Below are 23,380 nucleotides of genomic sequence, written 5' to 3'. Positions count from 1 at the left end.
TTGTTTCTCAACAAGTTTTTATCTGCATCACCGCCGATGGATGTGCATTCTACAGTATTTCAGACCAGACGCAAGCACTTTTAAAAATTAAATTATTCGGTTGTTTTATTTTTAAACTTTAACTTATCTAATTTACTGATTTATATAATTTAAAATTTATTGATTATCTTAAAAATTAATTTAGCCAAAACTAAAACCACACAAATCACTGTTATTTATAATTTTTTATCTATATTTGTTTTAATTATCAGCGAAAAACTTTTTAATTTTGATCATTTCTTTCTCACAGGCCCACTTTTTTAATCAATAAACAGGGTTCCAACTAAAAATCATATTGAAAAAAATATCTCCCAAAAACAAAACAACGGTTTTGAAATGTTCAAAACCGTTGTTTTTATTGTTCACCTACCCATCTCTGGTTAAGAAGTTGTACCTCGTACAACATTCAGGAAATAAAGATGACGTTCATATTGGTCAATAATGTCCTGAATTAAATCTTCTTGGGTCCAATCCATAACATCATAGTTTTGCCCGCCCTCACGTAAGAATACTTCTGCCTGGAAATAGTTGGCTTCATCCTCTTCCGCGCGGCCCAGCATAAAACTTGGTGGTACGGTCTCATGCGCATAAACCGTATAGATGAAGTTAATCTCATGATGATGATCAACACGCAACTGCAAACCTTGTTCGGTATTCTCAATATTCACTTCGAGATGACGGCGTTTAAATTCTTTTTGAATACTCTCAAAAGCTTTTCTCACCTGTGTATCGATATATTGTCTTACCTCAGCTTCAGTATGCGGGTAATGCATGATCAGCCCCAGACGCTGTTGCCAACTACGAGGATTATGGATTGCTCTCGGCGTAATTCGTGCTTCCTGAATGGCTTGCATTTTCGTCACGTCAATTTTTAAGGCTTTCAATAAGCCCCAACTCATTAGCAACATTACCAAGGTAAACGGCAAGGCACTCATGATGATTGAGGCTTGCAAAGCAGCCAGACCACCCACCAGAAGTAGAATAATTGCCAGTGCTGCCATCAATACGGTCCAGAACAGTCTTTGCCAAGCAGGCGAATTTTCTGTTTTAGCCGTCAGATAATCTGTGACCAAGGCACCCGAATCGGCAGAGGTGACAAAGAACAGCATGACCAGTACAGTTGCCAGCAAGCTCATCACACCTGAAAACGGCAAATGGTTCAGGAATTCAAACAAGGCAACCGAAGAGTCATTCTGTACAGCTTGAATCAAAGTTACATTGTGTTCTTGCAGAATACTGAACAGTGCTGCATTTCCTAAGAAGCCCATCCAGATAATGGTAAAGCCAGTTGGAATCAGTAATACACCGACGATAAATTCTCGGATGGTTCGACCACGTGATACACGTGCAATAAACATCCCTACAAATGGTGACCATGAAATCCACCATGCCCAATACATAATCGTCCAACCGCCAATCCAGCCATTCGGTTGGTAGGCATATAAGTTAAACGTCATGCTAAACAGGTTGGAAATGTAGGAGCCTGTGTTTTCAATGGTGGTTTGCAGTAAATAAATACTTGGGCCCGCAATAAATACAAAGGCTAAAAGGACCAATGCCAAAATTAAATTCAGCTCTGACAGGCGCTTAACGCCTTTATCCAGTCCTAAAAACACAGATAAAGAAGCCAAAATACTCACAAAGATAATCAGTCCCACCTGAACACTGCTACTTTGCTCAATCCCGAACAGATAGTGTAAACCCGAGTTAATCTGGGTAACCCCGAAACCGAGCGAGGTTGCTACACCAAAGACGGTACCGATGGTGGCAAAGATATCGATACTATCGCCCAAGGGACCATAAATCTTTTTACCAATAATAGGATATAAAGCTGAACGGGTTTTTAACGGGAGATTATGGCGATAGGCAAAATAAGCCAGCGCTAACCCGACAACCGCATAAATGGCCCAGGCATGTAAGCCCCAATGGAAAAAGGTAATCCGTAACGCTTGCTGCGCCGACTGTACACTTTCAGGATCGCCACTCGGTGGACTGATATAGTGCATCACCGGTTCAGCGACGCCAAAGAACATCAGACCGATCCCCATCCCTGCCGTAAATAGCATGGCGAACCATGAACCATTACTATATTCAGGCTGACTATGATCAGGCCCTAATTTGATTTTTCCGCTGGCAGAACAGGCAATATAAATCAGTAGAATCAAAAAGACGGCGACTGATAAAACATAAAACCAGCTAAATGAATCGGTGATCCATTGCTTTAACTGCTGGGTCAGAAGTTCAAAGGAACTCGGTGCGATAATGACGATTGCGAGGAAAATCGCAATAATGATGACCGTGCTTAAAAACACGTTTGGATTCACATTCGCAAACAGCGAAGATGGCTTGGAAGGCATAATTCCCCCACGTTATTCTAATGATAATGGACAGGCCATAACAGCCAAATAAGACATTCACAAGGTGAATAAAAGCGAGCTCATGCAATGTAAAGCTCGAGCTCTAGTATAAAAACTATCAAAAATAACGCAGTTGTAATGCTGTAACAGAATATAAAATTAAAATATAAGATCTTGATTTAATAGACATAAGCTATCTTTTTTAGTCATCAAAACAGCTGTGGGCATTGTTGCTCAATGCCCAATCACCCCTTGTCGAGTTAAGGCTGTTAAAGCCTCTGTGGAGCAATATTTGGCTAACACCTGTCGGGTATGTTCTCCCAAAAGGGGAGGCGCAAGACGGTATTCCACAGGCGTTGCAGACAACTTTAACGGCGAGGCAATCATTTTAAATTCACGATATTGCGGATGTGGAATCGACACCACCATTTGACGTGCTTGTACTTGCGGTTCCTGTAATGCTTCCTCCACATTATTGATCATACCGACCGGCACTTTGACTGCGTGAATGCGCTCTACCCAGTATTGGGCAGATTGTGTGAGAAAAAGCTGATCCATTAAACTGGTCAATTCCCCCCGATGCGCAATCCGGTCCTGATTCAATCTAAATTTGGGATGCGCTGCCCATTCCGCCTGACCGATGGCCTGACACAAGGCTGTAAACTGGGCATCATTGCCACAGGCAATAATAAAGTCCTTATCCTTTGCTCTAAAAGTTTGATAAGGCACAATATTGGCATGCGCATTGCCCCAGCGTTGCGGTGCCTGACCAGTGATCAGATAATTCATGCCATGGTTGGCTAAACCTGCGACCTGTACATCTAGCAAGGACAGATCAATATGTTGTCCTTTGCCTGTGCTTTGACGCGACCAGAGCGCTGCCTGAATCGCAATCGTGGCATATAACCCGGTTTGCAAATCAGTGACTGCAACCCCCACCTTTTGTGGTCCGCCACCTGGCAGATCATCCTTCTCCCCGGTAATACTCATCAAGCCCGCCATACCCTGAATGACAAAATCATAACCCGGCTCAGACGCACGTGGTCCGGTTTGCCCAAATCCGGTAATCGAGCAATAGACCAGTCCCGGATTGATCTCACTCAGGCTGGCATAGTCCAGACCATATTTATGCAGTGAACCGACTTTATAATTTTCAATCAGCACATCACTGTCCTTGATCATTTCCCTGAGCAAGGCTTGACCCTGCTTTGTGGCGATATCAATGGTGACCGAGTATTTATTCCGGTTGGCAGACTGATAATATCCAGCCTCACACGTGGGCTGTCCTGCATCATCCTTCATCCACGGCGGCCCCCACATCCGGGTATCGTCCCCGGTTTGAGGGCGTTCAATCTTGATCACTTCAGCCCCCAGATCAGCCAGAATCTGGCTACACCACGGTCCTGCCAGCACCCGACTCAGATCCAGTACACGTAAACCGGTTAATGCACCCATGCTCTCCCCTCCTTTATGATGATTGTTGTGAATCGTATTGGCGATCCCGCTTACACAGCCTTGGTCGATATTTTTTAGGCATGAATTTGCCCGAAGATACGCCCGCGAGCGTATCTTTACGTTTAAACAATGCAGAAGTTTTAGTTAGAAAATGCAGCGATACCGGTTTGGGCACGCCCAAGGATCAAGGCGTGTACATCATGGGTGCCTTCATAGGTATTCACCACTTCCAGATTGACCAGATGACGGGCCACACCAAACTCATCACTGATGCCATTGCCGCCCATCATGTCACGCGCCAGCCGGGCAATTTCCAAGGCCTTACCGCAGTTATTGCGTTTGATCAGCGATGTCCCTTCCACTGAAGCAATCCCTGCATCTTTCATTTGCCCAAAACGCAAAGCCGCTTGCAGGCCCAGCGCAATTTCGGTCTGCATATCCGCCAGTTTCTTCTGAATCAGCTGATTGGCTGCCAGTGGTCGACCGAACTGTTTGCGATCCATAGTGTATTGATGTGCGGTATGCCAACAAAATTCAGCGGCCCCCATTGCGCCCCAGGCTATGCCATAACGGGCACTGTTCAGGCAGGTAAATGGCCCTTTTAGGCCGCGCACTTCAGGAAACGCATTTTCTTCCGGCACAAACACCTGATCCATAACGATTTCACCGGTAATGGAAGCACGCAGCCCGACCTTGCCATGAATGGCAGGCGCAGACAGCCCTTCCCAGCCTTTTTCCAGAATAAAACCACGAATCTCCCCGACATTGCCAGTTTCCGAGACTTCTTTGGCCCATACCACAAACACATCTGCAATCGGGCTATTGGTAATCCACATTTTACTGCCACTGAGGCGATAGCCACCTGCAACCTTTTTGGCACGACACAGCATACTGCCCGGATCAGAGCCATGATCCGGCTCGGTCAATCCGAAACAGCCAATGTATTCACCTGTCGCCAGTTTAGGCAGGTATTTCTGTTTTTGTGCTTCGGTACCAAATTCGGCAATCGGCACCATCACCAGTGAACTTTGCACACTGGCCATCGAACGATAGCCTGAATCTACCCGTTCAATCTCGCGTGCAATCAAACCATAACTGACATAGTTTAACCCCGCACCACCATACTGCTCCGAGATGGTTGGTCCCAACAGTCCCAACTCACCCATTTCCCGAAAAATACTTGGATCGGTTTTTTCATGACGGAATTGTTCCAGTACCCGTGGCATGAGTTTGTCTTGACAATAGGCCTGAGCGCTATCCCGAATCATGCGTTCTTCCGAGCTGAGTTGCTGTTCGAGTAAAAAGGGATCTTGCCAGTCAAAAGAGACACGCTTTCCTTGATTTGCCATGACTTGTTATCTTCCTGTTGATTAATTTTGATATACGTTCTGCTCTTGATGCTAGGCCAGATTGTGCCCTCAGGCAAACGATGTTTTTTCATACAGCTATGCGTTTTATGCATAGCTCAATTGCAATCAGTGGCATGCTTCTGTTAAAAATAAAGCAGAGAATAATCTACAAAGCTTGAGCTATCCGAACCTCATTGCTGATTTTCGCACGCAACACAAGGACGCTGTTATGCGACGTATGATTCCTTCACTGCAATCATTGATCTGTTTTGAAGCCGCTGCCAAACATAAAACATACACCCATGCGGCACAGGAACTGAACATGACCCAAAGTGCCGTTTCCCGACAGATTCAGCAACTGGAAGAGTTTCTGAATCTGCCGCTGTTTCATCGGGTACGACATGGCGTCGAACTGACCGTTGCGGGCGAACAATATCTGAAAAATATCAAGACGCATTTGCTCGGGCTGGAACACAGCACACTCGACCTGATGTCGCATCAAGGTTTAGGCGGCACGCTCAAACTGGGCGTGGTACCCACCTTTGCGACACGTTGGCTGTTGCCACGCCTGCATCGTTTTAATGAAATCTATCCTGAAATTACCATCCATCTGGAAACCAGCACCAAACCTTTTCTGTTCAGCGAGCAGATTTTTGATGCTGCTATTTATGCAGGTACACCCGCTCAGGTAGAAAACTGGCCTGGTACGACCGCACATTTTTTGATGCAGGAAGACGTCATTGCCGTTTGCTCGCCCACACTAATTAAAAAATGCTTTCCCGATCTGATTCAAAATGAATCAACCTCGGCACTGGATTTGTCCCCGGCACAGCTCTCACAACTGCCCTTATTACAACAGACCACCCGCCCGGCGATCTGGAAAGAATGGTTCGACAGTCTGGGCTATAACGCACCTTATGCGATGGAAGGTCAACGCCATGAACTATTTTCCATGCTGGCCGTGGCGGCAACTCACCATCTTGGTGTGGCCCTGATTCCACAAATGCTGATTGAGAAAGAACTGAATCGAGGAGAATTGATGATCGTGTCATCACACAAACTCAGTGGTTCACGTTGCTACTATTTTGTTTATGCCGAACAACCGCATAACCCGATTATGCTGAAATTCATCGAATGGCTGGAACAGGAAACCACAACCCGTCCCCTTATCGCCACTTGAATTACTGATTTTTGGGTAAATGCGCAATATATTGCAGTGCAATCAGACGCGAGACCACCACGGCCAGATACATCACTCCGCCAAACATTTGTAGCATGGCAAGCACTCGGGCGGCTGGGCTCATCGGCATCAAGTCCGATAAACCGGTTGCCGACTGCAGACTAAAACTCAGGAACAGCAAATCCAGCCAGCTTTGCAGCGCTTGGGGCTGATTGGGATTCAGGAAACTGTTTGGCAAAAGTAGCTGACAAATACTGTATAAAAAGGCAAAAGCCCAGGCAATCAGGGTAAATACCGCACCCGCAGCGAACAATTCATCTTTGGTCAGATAACGGTCGGCAAACATATAGCGTAATAAACCATAGGCTGCATAGAAATAGGCCAAAGCCTCAAAACTATAAGCCAGAATTTGAATGGTGGGCGTGGCATATCCCATAAACAGCATAATCGAAAATAGGAAAGCCCCACTGACAAAGACCAGCCCCCAAACAGTAAACACCGGCGTTTGCCGGATCACCTTGGCAATGATTAACAGCGCCAACACACCCAATGACCAAGTTAAAGCACGAAATTCACTATCGCCATAGGTCAACATATACAGAATTAACAAGGCCAATTGAACCAGCAATAACCATGCGGAGGGTAACAAACGAAAAGTACGCCAGAATTGTTTTAAGCTTTGCATGTAGTTTCCTGAATCTTGTTGTGGTTTTCATTTTTGTTGAGTGCATCATACTGCATCTAAAAAAGAAACGATCATTTTAGACAGTTCCTGTTGCAGGCGTTGTTCTTCGATCAGAAACGTATTTTTACTGGCATAACGCATCATGGTAAATAAGGTACTGTTAATAATCACAAACGACTTATGTTTTAAGGTTTCAAAATCCCAGTGCGGATAATAACGGCCGAATAAATACATGCCGACTTCTAGAAAGTGCTGCTCTAAGACCTGTGCCGCTTCCGAATCACTATAGGCATGCCAGTTTTTTAAAATTTCGATAAAAAAGCCCTGATCAGATTTTAACGACTCAAAGCCAAAGGCAATGCTTAATGTGATGATGTCCTGAATAGCGCTTTGCTGTTGCAGTGTGACCAACTGCTTTATCGCCTGTCCCAAGTTTTCGCTTTTACGCAGTAACAGTTCGGCAATGATTTGTTCTTTATTTTCAAAATACTGATAAATCGATCCGACACTGACCCCTGATTTTTCAGCGATTTTAGGTGTAGTCACCTGCAAAACCCCATATTCAGAAATACATTGCTGCGCGCCTTCCAAGATGCTTTCGACAATCATTTTTGCACGTTGCTGTTGGGGTCGTTTTCTCATGCTCAGCCTTAATTAAAATGCGAATTGAATGCGAATAATTATTCATATTAAGCTTTGATTAAATAACAATCAGGGACTTTATGCAATGCACGACATCGTTAAACCTAAACGCTTGGCAGCATTTGAAGACATGACCCGGCATAATCTCAAGACCAAGATTCTCGGTTATATGACCCGACAGGATGTTCAACCGAGTTATCAGGAATATCAGGCCTTGAATACGGCCCTGCAAAGTGGGGATGAAGCGATGGATCAGGTCCTGCTGTGGATACTGCAAAACCCGAAATTGCATCGTCAATATTTTGAAACGGCGCTGTATCAAGGTTTAGACAAATTACCGCATGATATTCCTGAACTCACCACTTTCTTCCAACAGGTGGAGCAGAAACCGGTTTGGTATGAGCAAGCTAAAATCGATGAAGCGCTCAAGTTTACCTATCGTCTCGGCATCAATAATGGTCTGATCCTGCGGGATTTATCCTTAATGACCGGCTACTTGTATCCAGGTTTCAACCAGCCTTTGATCCTGACTGGTGCATTAAAAAAACAGGCAGGAATACGACTGGCAGAAACCACTCAATGGTGGGTCGATATTACTGAACCAGATGGCTTTGCACGTTTTAATAAAGGTTTTACCTCTACGATTTTTGTGCGTTTTATTCATGCACTTGTGCGTCATCAACTGCAAAAATCAGAGAAATGGGATGCCGAGACCTGGGGAATCCCGATTAACCAATATGATCAGGCCATGACCAATATTGCTTTTAGTGGTGTAGTGCTGATCGGTATTCGCGCTTTGGGGATTTTTCCAAGCAAGCAAGAAGTCGACAGCTTTTTACATTTCTGGAAATATGCAGGCTGGTTGATGGGTGTTGAAGAGAAATGGCTAGTTGATCATGAGGCAGAGGGCTGGAAACTGATGTACTGGATGCAGTTTGCCCATCCACAGTCCGATGCCAGCAGTATTTCACTTGGTTCAAGTCTTTCCAAGGAGCCATTCGAACGTCACTATCGCTATCTCCGCACTTTCCAGCAAAAACTGGCCTATAAGCAACATCTGGAAATTACCCAGTTTTTTATTGGTCGTAAGAAAATGCAGAAACTCGGCTTAGCTCCGCAATCGGCCTCATGGTTTGCCTATTATCTGATTGGTCGTAATCTAGCCTTATATACCGGTGCTAAACATATTCCAAAATTGAATCGCTTTCTTGAACAAAATGGACGTCATTTGCAACGTATTGGCTTGTCACTGTATCGCAATCAGTCTAGGCAACTGGCGAGTATGCATCAATAAGCCATAAAAAAGCCCTCAATCAGTGAGGGCTTTCTTTTGGCTTAAGTTGATTAGTGATCTGACGCGCCAGACGCACCGATCCCTGTCATTGAGCGAACAAACTGTGCATCAAAGGCTTTACGCTCTTTCTCAGCACGTGCTGACTTGTCCGTTACAGAGAAGAACCAGCAGCAGAAGAATGACAGTGGCATTGCAAATAATGCTGGGCCATTGAATGGGTTTGGCGCCGTTTCAGAAATCGCCAAGGTATCTACCCAAACCGCTTTCGACAGAATGATCAGGCTGACTGCACCAACCAAACCTACGACACCACCAATCACTGCACCACGTGTGGTTAAGCCTTTCCAGAACATGGATAACACGAGTACCGGGAAGTTTGCACAACAGGCTACCGAGAATGCCAAGCCAACCATAAAGGCAACGTTTTGTTTCTCGAACAAGATACCCAAGATCATGGCAAAGATCGCTAAACCTAAAGTTGCGATTTTTGACATCTTCAACTCAGACTGCGGTGTAGTTTTGCCTTTCTTGAATACGTTGGCATAAAGATCATGTGAAATTGCAGAGGCACCTGACAATGTTAAACCAGCCACTACCGCAAGGATCGTTGCGAATGCCACTGCCGAGATAAAGCCCATGAACAAGTCACCGCCCACCGCATCACTCAGGTGAACCGCGGCCATGTTGTTACCGCCTACCAACTCTAATTTGCCTGTCACTGCTGCTTTGGCAAGGTCAAGGAATTGCGGGTTGTTGGCAACAAACAGGATCGCACCGAAACCAATGATGAACGTTAATAAATAGAAGTAACCAATAAAGCCTGTTGCCACCACAACTGATTTACGTGCTTCTTTGGCATCTTTTACCGTGAAGAAACGCATCAAGATATGCGGTAAACCTGCTGTACCAAACATCAAGGCAAGACCGAGTGAAAGCGCATCAATCGGATTGGCGGCAAGTTTACCTGGTCCCATGATCTTGGCAGCTTCATCCCAGCTCATGCTATGCGCCTGGCTATACACTCCAATCGCCTGGTTAAACATATTGGTGAAACTAAAGCCTACCGCTTTCATCACCATAAATGCCATGAAGGTCGCACCGCTGAGTAGCATCACCGCTTTAATGATCTGTACCCAAGTGGTTGCCAACATGCCGCCGAAGATTACATAAGCCATCATCAACAGGCCCACGATGACCACCGCAATGTTGTAGTTCAATCCAAATAACAATTTGATCAGCTGACCTGCACCGACCATCTGTGCAATCAGGTAGAACGCCACCACAACCAGTGAACTGAAAGCCGCCAAGGTACGGACAGGCTTTTCTTCCAGACGGAACGACACCACATCGGACAGGTTATATTTACCCAGGTTACGTAAACGCTCTGCGACAAGGAACAGAACAATCGGCCAGCCGACCATGAAACCGAGTGAATAGAGCAAGCCATCAAAGCCCGAACTGAATACCAGTGCTGAAATACCCAGAAATGACGCAGCTGACATATAGTCGCCGGCAATGGCCAAGCCATTTTGGAAACCGCTAATCCCGCCACCAGCGGTATAGAAATCTTGTGCAGACTGGGTTTGCTTGGCTGCCCATTTGGTAATGAACAAGGTAAAACCGACAAAGATCGTAAACATGATGATCGCATGCCAGTTGGTCGCTTGCTGTTCAGCAGTACCTAGATCCGGACTGGCGAATGCAATACTTGTGCAGCAAAAGCTCAACAGTGTGAACAGTACCGCCTTGAATGAGGTCCCTTTCATCTCAGTGCATCCCTTTTTCATGTGCAATGGCCTCAACTTCCTTGAGGGCTTCTTCATTCAACTGGTCAAGCTTGTTGTTGGCAATGTAGGAATACACACCACATAACACAAATGACAGCACAATAATGCCTAAACCGAGGGGAATACCCCAAGTGGTTACACCACCGCTAAATGAACTTGCTAAAAATTCTTTGTTATAACCAACCAAAAGCATAAATCCAACGTAGATAAACAGCATGATTGCTGTTAATGTCCAACTTAATGTACGCTTTTTGCTGACCATTTCCTGAAACTTTGGATTATGTAGAATTCGATCTACCTGAGAATCATCCATAATCAACTCCTTATTTTTGTGTCCAACCATGGACCCCTTTTTACGTGGGATTTTTCATTATCCAACTTAACAAGATTATGATTGACTCGTAACTTAGACTTTGGTCTCTAAATGCAATTCTCTACTCCTTGCTCTACCTGTGCTTCGGGTATGATAAAAAATGGAAGTTGATCACGTGAGCAATATGAACAGTTGGCTTATTCTTGGGGTACTGGCCCTGTACATCGTGCTGCTATTCGGCTGTGCCTTTTTTGGTGAAAAGCATGCCAGCCGCTTAAGTACGCGTGGTCGGATGCTCCTGTTCAGCTTAACCTTGGGCGTATATTGCTCCTCCTGGACCTTCTATGGGGCAACAGGTGCTGCGGTTCGCCAAGGCGTGATTTTCCTGCCGATTTATCTGGGACCATTGCTATTTATCTGGTTTGGTTATGACATCTGGAAACGATTGGGTCGTATCCGCCAGCATCATGCCATTTCGTCAATTGCCGATTTCGTCGCTGCCCGTTATGGTAAAAGCGGAAGTCTGGCCGCCTTGGTGACCATTCTTGCGGTGATTGCGATTGTGCCCTATCTGGCGTTGCAACTACGCGCCATTGCACTGAGTGCCTCGGTGATTCTGGAGCAAAACGCGCATATCCATACCACCACCAATAGTGTTCTGGTTCTGACTGCGGTACTGGCGATTTTGGCAATGATTTTTGGAACCCGTCATATTGCCCATACCGAACAACACGGCGGGTTAATGTTAGCCGTGGCCTTTGAGTCCTTTGTGAAACTGTTTGCCCTGCTCTGTGTGGCAGCCTTCTTCTTATTACAGTCACCCGATAATATTAAACAGGTCAGTACCGATGTACATCAGCATTTCCATGACCTGCAACAACTGGGTGTGCCCGAAACCTTCTGGGTGCAAACATTGCTGGCAGGTCTCGCCATGATCTGCCTGCCACGCCAGTTCCATGTGGCAGTGGTGGAATTACGCGATGAAAAACATATCCGTGGCGCACGGCGCTGGTTTGCGGCCTATCTGATCCTGACCGTCATGGCAATTATCCCGATTGCCAGCTGGGCGCTGCATTCTCTACCCGAATCGCTGGGCACACCAGATATTGCCGTACTGGCCTTACCGATGAGCTATCAGCAGGATTGGTTAGCGCTGTTGGCCTTTCTCGGAGGCTTTTCCGCATCAACTGGCATGCTTTTGGTTGCCTCAGTCGCCTTATCGATCATGCTCAGTAATGACCTGATCATGCCAGCCCTGTGGCGTTTTAAAATTATTTCCCGTCATGACCAGCATTTACCGCGCGTGCTCAAACTGACCCGGCGCATTAGTATTATTAGCGTGATGTTACTGGGCTTTTTATTCTTCCATTTCTTTAATGATATTAACCAGCTATCTGTATTTGGCTTGCTGGCCTTTAGCGCCGTGGCACAATTTTCACCGGCCTTGATTGGTGGTCTATACTGGCGTGGTGCAAGCCGTCAGGGTGTTTATGTCGGGCTATTGATGGGCTTCGCCATGTGGAGTTACACCTTACTGTTCCCAACGGTACTGCGTAGCCTGCCCGACCAATATCAGGATTTGGCACAGCATATTTTACTGTTTGGACCGTTTGATATTAATGGCTTGCGACCAGAGGCCTTACTGGGCTTCGAATCCTTTGCTCCACTGACACATGGGGTATTGTGGTCTTTAGGTTTGAATGTGGTGCTGTATATCTGGGTATCGCGTCTGTACCGACCCAGCGTGGCGGAACAAATTCAGGCTGAAAGCTTCTTCTATTATGAAAGCAAACCGCTGCCATCAGCCCAGTCCAATACCGATCTCACTGATCTACACCTGAATGCCGCCCGCCTGAAAGTCGGCGACTTACTGGCGCTGGCCAAGCGGGTCACAGGTGATAAACCGACGCTACAGGCCTTTCAGCAATTTTGTGAACAGAATCATGTGGTTTTAAATGAAAATCATGTGGCCAATGGCATGTGGTGGCGCTTTACCGAGCAATATCTGGCCGGGATTATTGGGGCAGCCTCTGCCCGTACCTTGTTGACCACTGCCATGATTAACAATGGTCTGGCATTGGGACAAGTCGCCAATATTCTCGACCAAGCCTCGCAATGGCAACGTTTTAACCAGAATCTGTTGATGACCATGATCGACCATATGACTCAGGGCGTCAGTGTGGTAGACAAAAATATGTGTCTGGTGGCCTGGAACAATCAATACCTGAAACTGTTTGATTATCCCAAAGATCTGGTTTACGTCGGTTGCCCGATCGCAGACCTGATTCGCTATAACGCAGAACGTGGTGAATGTGGTCCAGGCCCGGTCGAAGAACATGTGCGTAAACGACTGCACTGGATGAAAGTGGGTAGCGCCCATGAGTTCGAGCGAATTCGTAAAGATGGTCTGGTGATCCAGATGCGGGGGAATCCTATTGAAGGCGGTGGCTTCGTCACCACCTTTGCCGATATTACCGCGTTCCGTGAAAATGAAGCGGTGCTGGAGGAACGCGTCAGTGACCGCACCCAGCAGCTTGCCAATGCCCTGACCGAACAGCAACTGGCACTGGAACAGGCGGATAAAGCCAATCAATCGAAAAGCCGTTTCCTGGCAGCCGCCAGTCACGATTTACTCCAGCCCATGCATGCAGCACGTCTGTTTAGTACTGCGCTAGAACAAAGTGTCCATTCGGCAGAAGATCAACAGACCTTACAACAGCTGGATCGGGCACTGTACGGCGCGGAAAGTATGCTCTCTGCCCTGCTCGATATTGCCCGTTTAGAAGGTGGCACCATCCAGCCCAAACGTCAGGCTTATTCCTTGCACGATCTCTTGAATGATCTGGAGTTACAGTTCAAATCTATTGCAGCGCAGCGTGATATTCAATTGTCCGTGCACGATACCAAGTTCTGGGTCGACACCGATCCGCAATGGATGCGGCGGATTATCCAGAACTTTGTCAGCAATGCTTTACGCTATACCGCACGGGGTCGTGTCGTGGTCGGTGTGCTACGTTCAGCCCAGCGTCCTCATCATATTCGCATCGGGGTCTGGGATACCGGCCCGGGTATTCATGAACAGCAACGCCTGAAACTGTTTCAGGAATTTGAACGTTGTGGGCACACCTCACCGTGGGGTGAACAGGGTCTGGGTCTCGGACTGGCCATCGTACAACGGATGACCAGCCTGCTGGATTTCCCCGTGCATGTCTATTCCGAGCTGGGCAAAGGCTCCTGTTTCATGATCGAAGTGCCTTTAGCCGAAGCACCCAAAATTCAAATGGCAACACCTCAGGTAACGGCATTGCAGCATACGGCCTATAAAGTGCTATGTCTGGACAATGATGAAACCATTCTGGAAGGCATGCGAACCTTGCTGAGCAAATGGGGCTATCAGATCTTCACCGCAACCGAACCGGAAGAAGCGCTACGCTTGATTGAGCAGGAAGACATTCAGGTCTGGCTGATCGATCAGCATTTGAATCATGATCAACGGGGTCTGGACTTTATTGAACAGCACCGACCGGCCCATATTCCTGTGGCATTAATTACCGCAGATTCTGATCCGGAGTTACCGCAATACTTAAAACAGCAGAATATTGTGTTGCTGAAAAAGCCACTCAAGCCTGCCGGTTTACGGGCCTGGTTATCCGGTTTAAAAATCATGCCAATGCAATAAATGACCAAATATTTTGCAGCCATAGGCAAAAATCATCAAAAAGCAGCACTTTGAGTGCTGATAAATTGACCAAAATGCTCAAATGATTTTTGACTATGGCAAAAACGTTCACTTACATTAGTGAACGTTTGTACACTTACTTACAATTAATTAAATATTTGTTTTTATTTATAAATTTTACCCATAAAAACCAATCTACAACTTTAGTCGTATTCTACTTGCTTTGTTGATCCCGCATAAATTGATGCATAAATGGAAACCTGTGTCTCATCGTGTTGGGTTTCTTGCAACAGACTGTCGAAAAGGACATTGATCATGAATAATAGTCACCCCACCACCGACCATAGCTCGCAACAGTTTTATCGCCAATACAGTGCCAACGCCTTATTACCGCAACTGGACTGGCAACATATTTTTGTACATAGCAAACTCGAAGAAACACATTTACGTGCTCTGGATACGCTTTATCAGGCAGCGGTCCCGCTGGCCCTGAATGTATTCCATGAACTGAATTTTGATGTGTTTACGCCTGCGGCCTATCATCCACAAGGGTTGGGCTTATTTGAAAAACTGGCCCAACAAGAACAGAAGTTTTTAGATGTACTTGAGGCAGAGTCTGCCCATCTCGACCATGAAACACGTCATCAGATCTGGAGCATGCTATTACGTGGCGGTGCTGTTCTGGTCTTTAAAGCTTGGTTAAGCCATGTCAAAGGTGATGCAAACCAACTGGACAAAAGCCAGTTTGATGAACTTTCCGATTTACTGTTTATCAAGACACGTCCTGAGCAATTGGCGCAACGTTTAAAAGTTGAGGTCAATGCACCATTCACCCACATTTTCCTGATGCATGATAATGATGTCTTCCTCGATCATTTTAATAGTCTGGAAACCGCTGCTTTATTTGTTGATTTAGGCGTTTACGATGCCGCCTTTTTAAGTCTGCGTGATGACCGCGTGGCGGAATACCTCAAAAGCAAAGCTTATGTCACCCAGGAACAAATTGATGATCTGCAATGCGCATTAAATCCTTTATATTGCGATAGCCTGATGCCAAAACAGGACTGTCTGGCCTAAGCAGTCGAAGCCACAATCAAGATTGTGGCTTCGCTTTGATATTTAGCTTAAGAAGCATTTTTTTCTAAACGCTGTTTATGAATCTGCATCACCACATCACTAAATTCATTTAAAACATAATGCACCCATAAACGGCTATACCAGTTATATTCGGTGGATAACCGATAATCAATGCTCAGAATCAATCTGGTGGTGTGTGCATCGATTTGTTCCAGTTGATAATCTGTTTTCAGCAAATCGAAATATTTCCCGCCCATTTCCAGATGATCATCCAAGGACCCCTTCGGAAACGAATCTGGCGCAAACCGGTATGTCCAGGACAATAGATACGGCGCATGCGATGCGGTCACCTGTTCTTCAAACTTGATGCCACGTTCCCACTGGATGGTGCGAACCAGCTCACCCTGACGCTGCTCGGTCATGCCAAAAACAGGTTTGGGAAAGCCCATGGTAAAAATAAAACTGTCTTTAACTTCCTCGGGTTGGATCGTGCCAATCTGGTTAATGGCCTGAAATACTTGCTGTGCTGGCGCATGAATCACAACCGAGCGCTGGGTTTGACCATATTCGGTACGACTAAAATCAGGTAATAAAAACCATAAAATCAACGGCAGCAGTGCGAAAGAATAGATTTTGGCGCTGGGTTTCCATAAATAATGGCAAATCAAGCGCATGAAACCTGCACCCAGCAGCAGGCCAATCAGTAAAATCGGCAACAGCATGATCAAACAGATAATCCCTTCTCTTAACACGATCACACAAAACACAATCACGATCACAAAAACCAGCGGCTGAATCTTGAAAAGCTTGGTCAGGAAAATAGGATTGGGCTGTTTTCGAATCATAAAGTATTCAAATAATGCGCCCAATAGTGCAGGAATAACCAAGACAATCACAAAGGACATCAGATCTTGCGAATAACTGCTTAACAGTACTGTCACCGCTATCAGGCCCATCGCCACAATCAAAGGCAACACCATGACAAAAGACGTTCTGGATGGATAAATTTTTTCTAACTGATAAGGAAGCGGGGTGTCATTGCCTTTGCATACAATCAGATAATCGTGTGCTTCATTCTTGATCTTATGTATTTGATAATCTTGAATACCTGCCTGCAACAAGCGTTGCTCCAGACTATCACGCGTCTGTTCTGTCCATTCGGTGACCTGAATACGGACATAACCTTGTTGTTGTAGTTCTTGAATAATTGTATTGGAATCCTGAAGATGATGCATGTAAGCCTCGTCAAAACGTAATCAGCTCAATGCAGATCATTGAGCTGACTGATTCTAACTCAGCTTAGAACTTCATGCTCATCCGCATCCAGTAGTTGCGACCGGTATTATTGAATTGCTCTTCACTGGCAAAACCAAAACCTGAACTGCCCGCTTTATTGAGGTGTTCGGTATAGGTTTTATCGAGCAGGTTATCAATGCCCACTGAAAGATCGACATCTTTACTCAGACTATAACTGCCATTCAAAGAAATGGTTGAGAAACCTGCACTTGGTTTCAGGTCATACCCCACAATATTGCCCTGATGCAAACTGACACGATTTTGTTGATCCACCACACGCCACAACATACCCAGCGTATATTTATCAGCAACATAACGCAGATTCATACGGCCTTCTAAAGGTGCAATTTGTGGCAATGGCGTATTGTCACTGGTATTTTTACCCCAGGCATACATCGCACTGAGGTCGGCCTGAATATGATCGGTAAACTGATAGCCAACGCCAGCCTCAGCCCCTGCAATGGTGGCATCGACATTCTTGGCACCTGCGGTGATTCCGCCGCTACCATGCCCGCCATGTCCCCCTGCATGTAAGTGGCTATGATCGTGGTAGTTCATCAAGATATAGTCATCGATCAGTCCGGCATAAGCAGATACCCATGAGTTAAATGCGCCCTGTTGCTGGGTAAAACCAAGATCGAGCTGCAAAGTTTTCTCCGGACGCACACCGTTAAAGGTGTTGCTCGAACCCGCATTGCCGTGCTCAGGGCTGAATAGCTCCCAATAATCAGGCATACGTTCGACATAGCCCAGTCCGACATAGCTGTTGAGGCCATGCTCGGCATTTTCATTTTCCAGACGCACAAAAGCACTCGGCAAGGTTTTTTCCAGCTGGGTATTGAAACCTTTGGCCTTAGAGTCAGCACGCTCATCATCCACCTTGACCTGGTCTACTCGAGCACCTGTCACGATCTTGTTGTGCGGATTGAGTTGATAGCTCAACTCACCAAAAGCACCATAAGACTGGAAACGCATATCCTGACGGAATGGAATATTCATGGATGGCATGGTCGGTGATGACATACTGCCGCCATGTTTATTGAACTGCGAGTCAACCCCGGTGATCAGGCTCCACTGATCCCATTCAGAGGTCATGGCCAGACGTGAGTTCAAGGTACGGCGCGTCACTTGCATGTCCATTGGCATCGGCATTTTCATGACATGATCACCATGCTTCATTTCAACCATAGGCGGGGTTCGCAGGCTGAAATTATCCATGATGTGATCGTTATAGCTATAGTTCACCTGACCTTCAATTTTCTTGATCACATCGGTGATATTTTTCTTTTCAAAGCGTAGACCTAAACTTTCACGCGCGAATTGAGCACCGTCCATCTCACGGCCTGCATATTCAGACTCGCCGTCTGCCTTGCCACCGGTCAGTTCTACCCAAGTATTTTCATCCGGTGTCCAGCCCAATGCCACATCGGCATTCCAGCGTTCCCATGAAGACGGCACGGTTTTACCGTCACCATCCTGATAGCTGTTCGACTCGGAACGATTGGCATTTAAACGGATATATTTTTTCTCATCCCCCACTGCAGCTTCAACATTCTGGTCTAAACGTCCAAATGAACCCCAGAGCACACTCGCCTGCCCACGATACGGTTTGGCCTGAGTCAGTTTCTCAGGTTGACGTTCAAAAATCACGGTTGCCGCTGAACCGGTATTGGCATATTGAACAGTTTGTGGTCCTTTAATCACCGAAATACGGTCATAGCTTTCAGGTGAAATATAAGAAGTCGGTGCATCCATACGACTTGGGCAGGCCCCCAGATTTTCCGTACCATCGGTCAGGATCTTGATGCGTGAGCCAAACATGCCACGGAAGGTCACATCACTATTGGTTCCGCCACTCTGTATGGCATTAAAGCCCATAATACTTTGCAGATAGTCGGCACCATCCGTTGCAGGAATCGGCTGAATCGGTTGTTTGGGATCGGCTTGAACCACCAGACCATTGCGCTCATTCGGTTGTTGAGCCGTTACTACAATCGGTGCCAGTGACACATGGGCATGTGCAGATACAGACGGATCGACTGGATTTGCCCACACCATTGCAGTATTTGAGGCAGCAAGAATCGCAACCGTGAGCGGTTGTAATAAAAATTTAGGTTGAGCCATGAGTGGTCTCTCTTAAAACATAAGTAAAACTAGGCTAGAGTTTTGAAAAACCCTAATGAAAATAACGTTTTATTTATGCAAAGAGTGGTGGAGCACGCCCTTGGGGCAATAGAAATAAGCGTTGCAGGGCAAAATAAACATGCTTAAACGCTTGCTGATAAGCCACTAAACGGATTTGGATCCGGACCAGTACTTCTTTTACCCCCAATTCAGGCGGCAAGACCAAATTGGCATAGACCGTACAGTACTGACATTGGTGATTAGGATCATGATGGTCATGATGCGGCAGCGGGGCTTGAGCTTGCTCAAGCTGGTGTTCATGCGAATGTGAACTATGGGCCGAATGGCTCTGTGTGCTTTGTACTTTGGGTAACAGCAGCGCCTGGGTGATGGTTTCACACACCGGCGCAATCTGGTATTGCTTCGGGAGCAGCGGCTGCAAGAAAACCGCAATCTGTAAACAGACCGCGGTCAAAGCCAGCAGCAAACCACAACGAAACAAAGACAACATCTTAAACAGTATCGATCACTTAACGTTTAACAGCGACTTTCTCTTTATCACGCTGGCGCACCACTTTTTCCACTTTCTCACGGGCACGCTGACGTTTTAAAGGCGATAAATAATCGACAAAAAGTTTGCCATTTAAGTGATCCATTTCATGTTGGATACAAACAGCGAGAAGTTCGTCAGCTTCTAACTCAAATGCTTGACCTTCAAGGTTAATTGCCTCGATTTTTACGCGTGACGGACGCTCAACTTTGTCGTATATTTGAGGCACAGAGAGACAGCCTTCTTCATAAGGCTGAGTTTCTTCGGTCAGTGGAATGACTTTGGGGTTAATGAACACCATCGGTTGGTTTTTCTCTTCCGAGATGTCCATAACAATAAGCTGAATATGATGATCAACCTGAGTTGCCGCCAAACCGATACCTGGTGCTTCATACATGGTTTCAAACATATCTGCTGCAAGCTGACGAATTTCATCAGTGACTTCTTCGACTGGCTTGGCAATGGTACGAAGGCGGGGATCAGGAAAACTTAAAATAGGTAATAAGGCCATACTGTCGTCCTCACTTATGCCATTGATCAAAAAACCAACTGAAGGGAATGCTTGATCAAAAAATTGTGTGTAAAGTCGTTATTATAGCGCAACTACACACATAATTTTTAGGAATTATGATAATGAAAAAGGTTTTAAACGGCATACCATCTTTTCATGCCTTGGGGTTAAAAAAACAACTGATTGCGGCTGCAATTTGTGCAGGATTGGGGATGAGCGTTAATTTTGCCCATGCTGCCAGCCCAAATGTGAGTCCACCTACGGTTAAAGCTGGCGCACCGCATGTTTATGTGGTGAAAAAAGGCGATACGCTCTGGGATATTTCAGGCAAATTTTTAAAGAAACCATGGCGCTGGCCTGAAATCTGGGCAAGCAACAAACATGTGAAGAATCCGCACTGGATTTATCCCGGTGATCGCCTGCTGTTATGTAGCCTGAATGGCAGACCATTAATTGGTAAGGATGAAGGCGATGGCTGTGACGGTATTATTCGCCGCTATACCGGCAATACCTCGACCTTGCGCCCGCAAGTTCGTGTTGAAGCACTGAATAATAGCGTACCGGTTATTCCATTGACCCATATTCAGCAATGGTTAGAACGCACCTCCATACTGCCAGCAGATGCGATTGCCAGTACCCCTTATATTCTGGGCACTGCCGATAACCGTGTTATGGCTGGTAAAGGTCAAAGTGTTTATGTACGTGGCCAAGGCCTTGAAAATGGTCAGCGCTACGGCGTTTTCCGTGAAGGTGAACCTTATATCGTTCTGGATCAGAATGGCAAGAAGCAGAATCTTGGCATTGAACTGACCCAAGTCGCTTCAGGTGTGGCCATTCGTAGTGAAAATGACATCACCACGGTTGAACTGACCGATAGCTATAATGGCGAAGTCCGTCGCGGTGACCGTGTCATGGCTGAACAGGATGCCATGCTGCCAACCCTGTTCTACCCTACCGATGCCAATCAGGTCAAAGATGGCGGTAAAATCATCCGGGTGATGGGTTCGATTGGTACAGCTGCAAAAAATGGTGTTGTCACCGTAGATCGCGGAACGACTGATGGCGTTGAGGTCGGTCAGGTATTTAGTATCTATCAAGACGGTGAAACCGTTCGCGATCCAAAAACCAAGGAACAGGTGAAACTACCAGGACAATATTTAGGTAGTGTCATGATCTTCAAGAGCTTTGACCGTATCAGCTATGCCTATGTACTCGAAAGTGAGTTACCGATCAAGCTGGGCTCAGACATCAAGCCGCCACGTATTGACGATTAAGGATCCAGATGTTGAATCAATTATCACCTCATCACTACCATACTGTGCTGGTGTGGTACTTGGTTCAACATTCGCTTTCCAGCTTTCACAAGATTCAGCAACATTTTGGCAACTGTGAACAGGCGACCAAACCACAGCGGTTTGCAGAATGGTCGCAACTGGGTCTGCATGCCAACCATTTAAAACGTCTAAAAGAATTCCAGAGCACACAAGGCCGGCAACAGTTTGAACAGCTGCTACAACTGGTTAGCCGACATAGTGACTTTATTTTAACACCCGAAGATACTGGCTATCCGACGCAGCTACTGCCTTATAGTGACCGCCCACCGATCCTATTTGGACAGGGTCAGGCGCAAGCGCTATTACAACCCCAGATTGCCATGGTCGGCAGTCGTAAGCCGAGTCCTCATGGACGACAGGTGGCTTATGATTTTGCTTACTATTTAAGTGAAAAAGGTTTTTATATTAGTAGCGGGCTGGCACAAGGGATTGATCAGGCCGCGCATCAGGGTGGGCTGGCGCATCAGCGTACCATCGCAGTAACAGGAACAGGACTCGACAGCGTCTACCCAGCCCAGCATAAACAACTCGCGCAACAGATTCGCCAGTCAGGCGCGATTGTGACTGAGTTTCTACCTACCACCATGCCTTTGCAACAACATTTCCCACGGCGAAACCGTATTGTCAGTGGCTTGAGTCTGGGCGTATTGGTGGTTGAAGCCGCGCTCAAAAGCGGCTCATTGATTACCGCCAATGAAGCAGCCAGTCAGGGCAAAATGGTGTTCGCCATTCCTGGACATATTTACAGTGAGCATCATCAGGGCTGTCATCAACTGATTCGCGAAGGCGCAATTCTGGTCGATCATCCTGAACAGGTGATTGAAGATCTGGCTTTACCCACACAATGGCAAGCGCAGCAGCAGCCAGCAACAGAAAACAGCTCGGCACCGCCAATCCTACCCGCACATTTAATTGAGCTCTATCAGGTTTTAGACTGGGTCGGACAGGATCTGGATCAGCTGGCGCAACGCTATTCTGCACCTATTGCTGAATTAACCGCCCAATTAATGGAACTGGAACTACTCGGTTTAAGCATGCAACAGGCAGGACGCTATTTACGTTGCCGTCCAATGCATTAAACTACTCACATCTCCTTTTTATCGTTTCATTCTCCCTATGATGACGACCTCTATTGCTGAAGCAGCACAACTTTTAAAACAAGGACAAGTTCTGGCTTACCCGACCGAAGCGGTCTGGGGACTGGGCTGTGATCCCTACAATGAGCAGGCTTTCCAGAATATTCTGGAACTCAAACATCGTCCCGTTGAAAAAGGCGTGATTTTACTGGCCGGTCATTTAGATCAGGTCGAACATTTATTGCAAGGCTTAAGTCCCGAACTTCGTCAGCAGGTTATCAGCAGCTGGTCTAACCGCCAGCCAACCGAACGTGCCACCACCTGGCTCCTGCCTGCCGATCAGCACATCCCGACCTGGATCAAAGGCCAGCATCCGCTGGTGGCGGTGCGTGTCACCACCCATCCTTTATGTATGCAACTGTGTCAGGATTTTGGTGGGTTTATTGTCTCGACCAGCGCCAATCCCGCAGGTCAGACACCGGCCCATGGTCTGGCAGAGGCCCAAGCCTATTTTGGCGATGCATTACATTATCTTGAAGGCGATTTGGGACTCAGCCGTGAACCGAGTCGCATTTTAAACGCGCTCACGGGTGAAATTGTTCGCGCCTGATTAGGTGAATAGCGGACAAAAA

Annotated in this window: 18 protein-coding genes; 7 read left to right on the top strand and 11 right to left on the bottom strand. The window is 46.4% G+C overall.

The window, feature by feature from the left end; translation table 11 throughout:
- Positions 1 to 419 precede the first annotated feature (419 nt).
- From ACNQO6_RS17600 to ACNQO6_RS17590, 3 genes are all read right to left on the bottom strand, one after another.
- On the bottom strand, positions 420 to 2,396 hold the full coding sequence (locus tag ACNQO6_RS17600) for a BCCT family transporter (RefSeq protein WP_262769390.1): 1,977 nt from the start codon (positions 2,394 to 2,396) through the stop codon (positions 420 to 422).
- 234 nt (positions 2,397 to 2,630) lie between these two features.
- The gene (locus ACNQO6_RS17595; protein ID WP_440209801.1) at positions 2,631 to 3,851 is read right to left on the bottom strand and encodes a CaiB/BaiF CoA transferase family protein; all 1,221 of its coding nucleotides are present in this window, start codon (positions 3,849 to 3,851) and stop codon (positions 2,631 to 2,633) included.
- Between the two features lie 140 nt (positions 3,852 to 3,991).
- A complete protein-coding gene (locus ACNQO6_RS17590; protein WP_199950043.1) occupies positions 3,992 to 5,200 on the bottom strand; it encodes an acyl-CoA dehydrogenase in 1,209 nt (402 codons plus the stop codon).
- Positions 5,201 to 5,429: 229 nt separating this feature from the next.
- Between ACNQO6_RS17590 and ACNQO6_RS17585 the strand changes: the two genes are divergently transcribed.
- Complete coding sequence (locus tag ACNQO6_RS17585) at positions 5,430 to 6,380, top strand: LysR substrate-binding domain-containing protein (RefSeq protein WP_440209800.1); 951 nt, start codon at positions 5,430 to 5,432, stop codon at positions 6,378 to 6,380.
- Position 6,381: 1 nt separating this feature from the next.
- Here ACNQO6_RS17585 and ACNQO6_RS17580 read toward each other — a convergent pair whose 3' ends face one another.
- The gene (locus tag ACNQO6_RS17580) at positions 6,382 to 7,065 is read right to left on the bottom strand and encodes an ion channel (RefSeq protein ID WP_440209799.1); all 684 of its coding nucleotides are present in this window, start codon (positions 7,063 to 7,065) and stop codon (positions 6,382 to 6,384) included.
- 45 nt (positions 7,066 to 7,110) lie between these two features.
- Complete coding sequence (locus ACNQO6_RS17575; RefSeq protein WP_199950041.1) at positions 7,111 to 7,707, bottom strand: TetR/AcrR family transcriptional regulator; 597 nt, start codon at positions 7,705 to 7,707, stop codon at positions 7,111 to 7,113.
- Between the two features lie 85 nt (positions 7,708 to 7,792).
- Between ACNQO6_RS17575 and ACNQO6_RS17570 the strand changes: the two genes are divergently transcribed.
- Positions 7,793 to 9,001, top strand: coding sequence for an oxygenase MpaB family protein (locus ACNQO6_RS17570; RefSeq protein ID WP_440209798.1), 1,209 nt, complete (start codon positions 7,793 to 7,795; stop codon positions 8,999 to 9,001).
- A 50-nt stretch (positions 9,002 to 9,051) separates the two neighbouring features.
- On the opposite strand, the gene ACNQO6_RS17565 is transcribed toward ACNQO6_RS17570, so the two are convergent.
- Together ACNQO6_RS17565 and ACNQO6_RS17560 are read right to left on the bottom strand one after the other, a co-directional pair.
- Positions 9,052 to 10,767 (bottom strand): cation acetate symporter, encoded by a 1,716-nt coding sequence (locus ACNQO6_RS17565; RefSeq protein WP_343580748.1) that lies wholly within the window; start codon positions 10,765 to 10,767, stop codon positions 9,052 to 9,054.
- 1 nt (position 10,768) lies between these two features.
- A complete protein-coding gene (locus ACNQO6_RS17560; protein WP_005278055.1) occupies positions 10,769 to 11,101 on the bottom strand; it encodes a DUF485 domain-containing protein in 333 nt (110 codons plus the stop codon).
- Positions 11,102 to 11,285: 184 nt separating this feature from the next.
- Here ACNQO6_RS17560 and ACNQO6_RS17555 point away from each other — a divergent pair, with 184 nt between their 5' ends.
- Complete coding sequence (locus tag ACNQO6_RS17555) at positions 11,286 to 14,780, top strand: hybrid sensor histidine kinase/response regulator (RefSeq protein WP_440209797.1); 3,495 nt, start codon at positions 11,286 to 11,288, stop codon at positions 14,778 to 14,780.
- 315 nt (positions 14,781 to 15,095) lie between these two features.
- A complete protein-coding gene (locus ACNQO6_RS17550) occupies positions 15,096 to 15,857 on the top strand; it encodes a hypothetical protein (RefSeq protein WP_436870547.1) in 762 nt (253 codons plus the stop codon).
- A 47-nt stretch (positions 15,858 to 15,904) separates the two neighbouring features.
- Here the strand turns inward: ACNQO6_RS17550 and ACNQO6_RS17545 are convergent, their stop codons facing one another.
- From ACNQO6_RS17545 to def, 4 genes are all read right to left on the bottom strand, one after another.
- A complete protein-coding gene (locus ACNQO6_RS17545) occupies positions 15,905 to 17,092 on the bottom strand; it encodes a hypothetical protein (RefSeq protein ID WP_440209796.1) in 1,188 nt (395 codons plus the stop codon).
- Positions 17,093 to 17,156: 64 nt separating this feature from the next.
- The gene (locus ACNQO6_RS17540) at positions 17,157 to 19,277 is read right to left on the bottom strand and encodes a TonB-dependent copper receptor (RefSeq protein WP_440209795.1); all 2,121 of its coding nucleotides are present in this window, start codon (positions 19,275 to 19,277) and stop codon (positions 17,157 to 17,159) included.
- A 73-nt stretch (positions 19,278 to 19,350) separates the two neighbouring features.
- On the bottom strand, positions 19,351 to 19,788 hold the full coding sequence (locus ACNQO6_RS17535; RefSeq protein WP_005281194.1) for a DUF2946 family protein: 438 nt from the start codon (positions 19,786 to 19,788) through the stop codon (positions 19,351 to 19,353).
- Positions 19,789 to 19,807: 19 nt separating this feature from the next.
- Positions 19,808 to 20,338: a peptide deformylase gene (def, locus tag ACNQO6_RS17530; protein WP_005281196.1), complete on the bottom strand. Its 531-nt coding sequence runs from the start codon at positions 20,336 to 20,338 to the stop codon at positions 19,808 to 19,810.
- A gap of 122 nt (positions 20,339 to 20,460) precedes the next feature.
- On the opposite strand from def, the gene ACNQO6_RS17525 reads away from it, so the two are divergent.
- From ACNQO6_RS17525 to ACNQO6_RS17515, 3 genes are read left to right on the top strand one after another with little or no spacing between them, the layout of a single operon-like run.
- On the top strand, positions 20,461 to 21,612 hold the full coding sequence (locus ACNQO6_RS17525; RefSeq protein ID WP_440209794.1) for a LysM peptidoglycan-binding domain-containing protein: 1,152 nt from the start codon (positions 20,461 to 20,463) through the stop codon (positions 21,610 to 21,612).
- Positions 21,613 to 21,620: 8 nt separating this feature from the next.
- Positions 21,621 to 22,751 (top strand): DNA-processing protein DprA, encoded by a 1,131-nt coding sequence (gene dprA / locus ACNQO6_RS17520; protein ID WP_440209793.1) that lies wholly within the window; start codon positions 21,621 to 21,623, stop codon positions 22,749 to 22,751.
- Between the two features lie 37 nt (positions 22,752 to 22,788).
- Positions 22,789 to 23,358: an L-threonylcarbamoyladenylate synthase gene (locus tag ACNQO6_RS17515; protein WP_440209792.1), complete on the top strand. Its 570-nt coding sequence runs from the start codon at positions 22,789 to 22,791 to the stop codon at positions 23,356 to 23,358.
- Positions 23,359 to 23,380 lie beyond the last annotated feature (22 nt).

Source organism: Acinetobacter calcoaceticus (genome assembly GCF_051947995.1).
Lineage (GTDB): Bacteria > Pseudomonadota > Gammaproteobacteria > Pseudomonadales > Moraxellaceae > Acinetobacter.
Note: the sequence above shows the minus strand (reverse complement) of the source record. Positions and strands in the feature narration are given on the sequence as shown.

Excerpts from the sequence above, each read along its gene's own strand:
- ACNQO6_RS17600 (WP_262769390.1), bottom strand. The coding sequence starts at position 2,396 with ATGCCTTCCAAGCCATCTTCGCTGTTTGCGAATGTGAATCCAAACGTG.
- ACNQO6_RS17595 (WP_440209801.1), bottom strand. The coding sequence starts at position 3,851 with ATGGGTGCATTAACCGGTTTACGTGTACTGGATCTGAGTCGGGTGCTG.
- ACNQO6_RS17590 (WP_199950043.1), bottom strand. The coding sequence starts at position 5,200 with ATGGCAAATCAAGGAAAGCGTGTCTCTTTTGACTGGCAAGATCCCTTT.
- ACNQO6_RS17585 (WP_440209800.1), top strand. The coding sequence starts at position 5,430 with ATGCGACGTATGATTCCTTCACTGCAATCATTGATCTGTTTTGAAGCC.
- ACNQO6_RS17580 (WP_440209799.1), bottom strand. The coding sequence starts at position 7,065 with ATGCAAAGCTTAAAACAATTCTGGCGTACTTTTCGTTTGTTACCCTCC.
- ACNQO6_RS17575 (WP_199950041.1), bottom strand. The coding sequence starts at position 7,707 with ATGAGAAAACGACCCCAACAGCAACGTGCAAAAATGATTGTCGAAAGC.
- ACNQO6_RS17570 (WP_440209798.1), top strand. The coding sequence starts at position 7,793 with ATGCACGACATCGTTAAACCTAAACGCTTGGCAGCATTTGAAGACATG.
- ACNQO6_RS17565 (WP_343580748.1), bottom strand. The coding sequence starts at position 10,767 with ATGAAAGGGACCTCATTCAAGGCGGTACTGTTCACACTGTTGAGCTTT.
- ACNQO6_RS17560 (WP_005278055.1), bottom strand. The coding sequence starts at position 11,101 with ATGGATGATTCTCAGGTAGATCGAATTCTACATAATCCAAAGTTTCAG.
- ACNQO6_RS17555 (WP_440209797.1), top strand. The coding sequence starts at position 11,286 with ATGAACAGTTGGCTTATTCTTGGGGTACTGGCCCTGTACATCGTGCTG.
- ACNQO6_RS17550 (WP_436870547.1), top strand. The coding sequence starts at position 15,096 with ATGAATAATAGTCACCCCACCACCGACCATAGCTCGCAACAGTTTTAT.
- ACNQO6_RS17545 (WP_440209796.1), bottom strand. The coding sequence starts at position 17,092 with ATGCATCATCTTCAGGATTCCAATACAATTATTCAAGAACTACAACAA.
- ACNQO6_RS17540 (WP_440209795.1), bottom strand. The coding sequence starts at position 19,277 with ATGGCTCAACCTAAATTTTTATTACAACCGCTCACGGTTGCGATTCTT.
- ACNQO6_RS17535 (WP_005281194.1), bottom strand. The coding sequence starts at position 19,788 with ATGTTGTCTTTGTTTCGTTGTGGTTTGCTGCTGGCTTTGACCGCGGTC.
- def (WP_005281196.1), bottom strand. The coding sequence starts at position 20,338 with ATGGCCTTATTACCTATTTTAAGTTTTCCTGATCCCCGCCTTCGTACC.
- ACNQO6_RS17525 (WP_440209794.1), top strand. The coding sequence starts at position 20,461 with ATGAAAAAGGTTTTAAACGGCATACCATCTTTTCATGCCTTGGGGTTA.
- dprA (WP_440209793.1), top strand. The coding sequence starts at position 21,621 with ATGTTGAATCAATTATCACCTCATCACTACCATACTGTGCTGGTGTGG.
- ACNQO6_RS17515 (WP_440209792.1), top strand. The coding sequence starts at position 22,789 with ATGATGACGACCTCTATTGCTGAAGCAGCACAACTTTTAAAACAAGGA.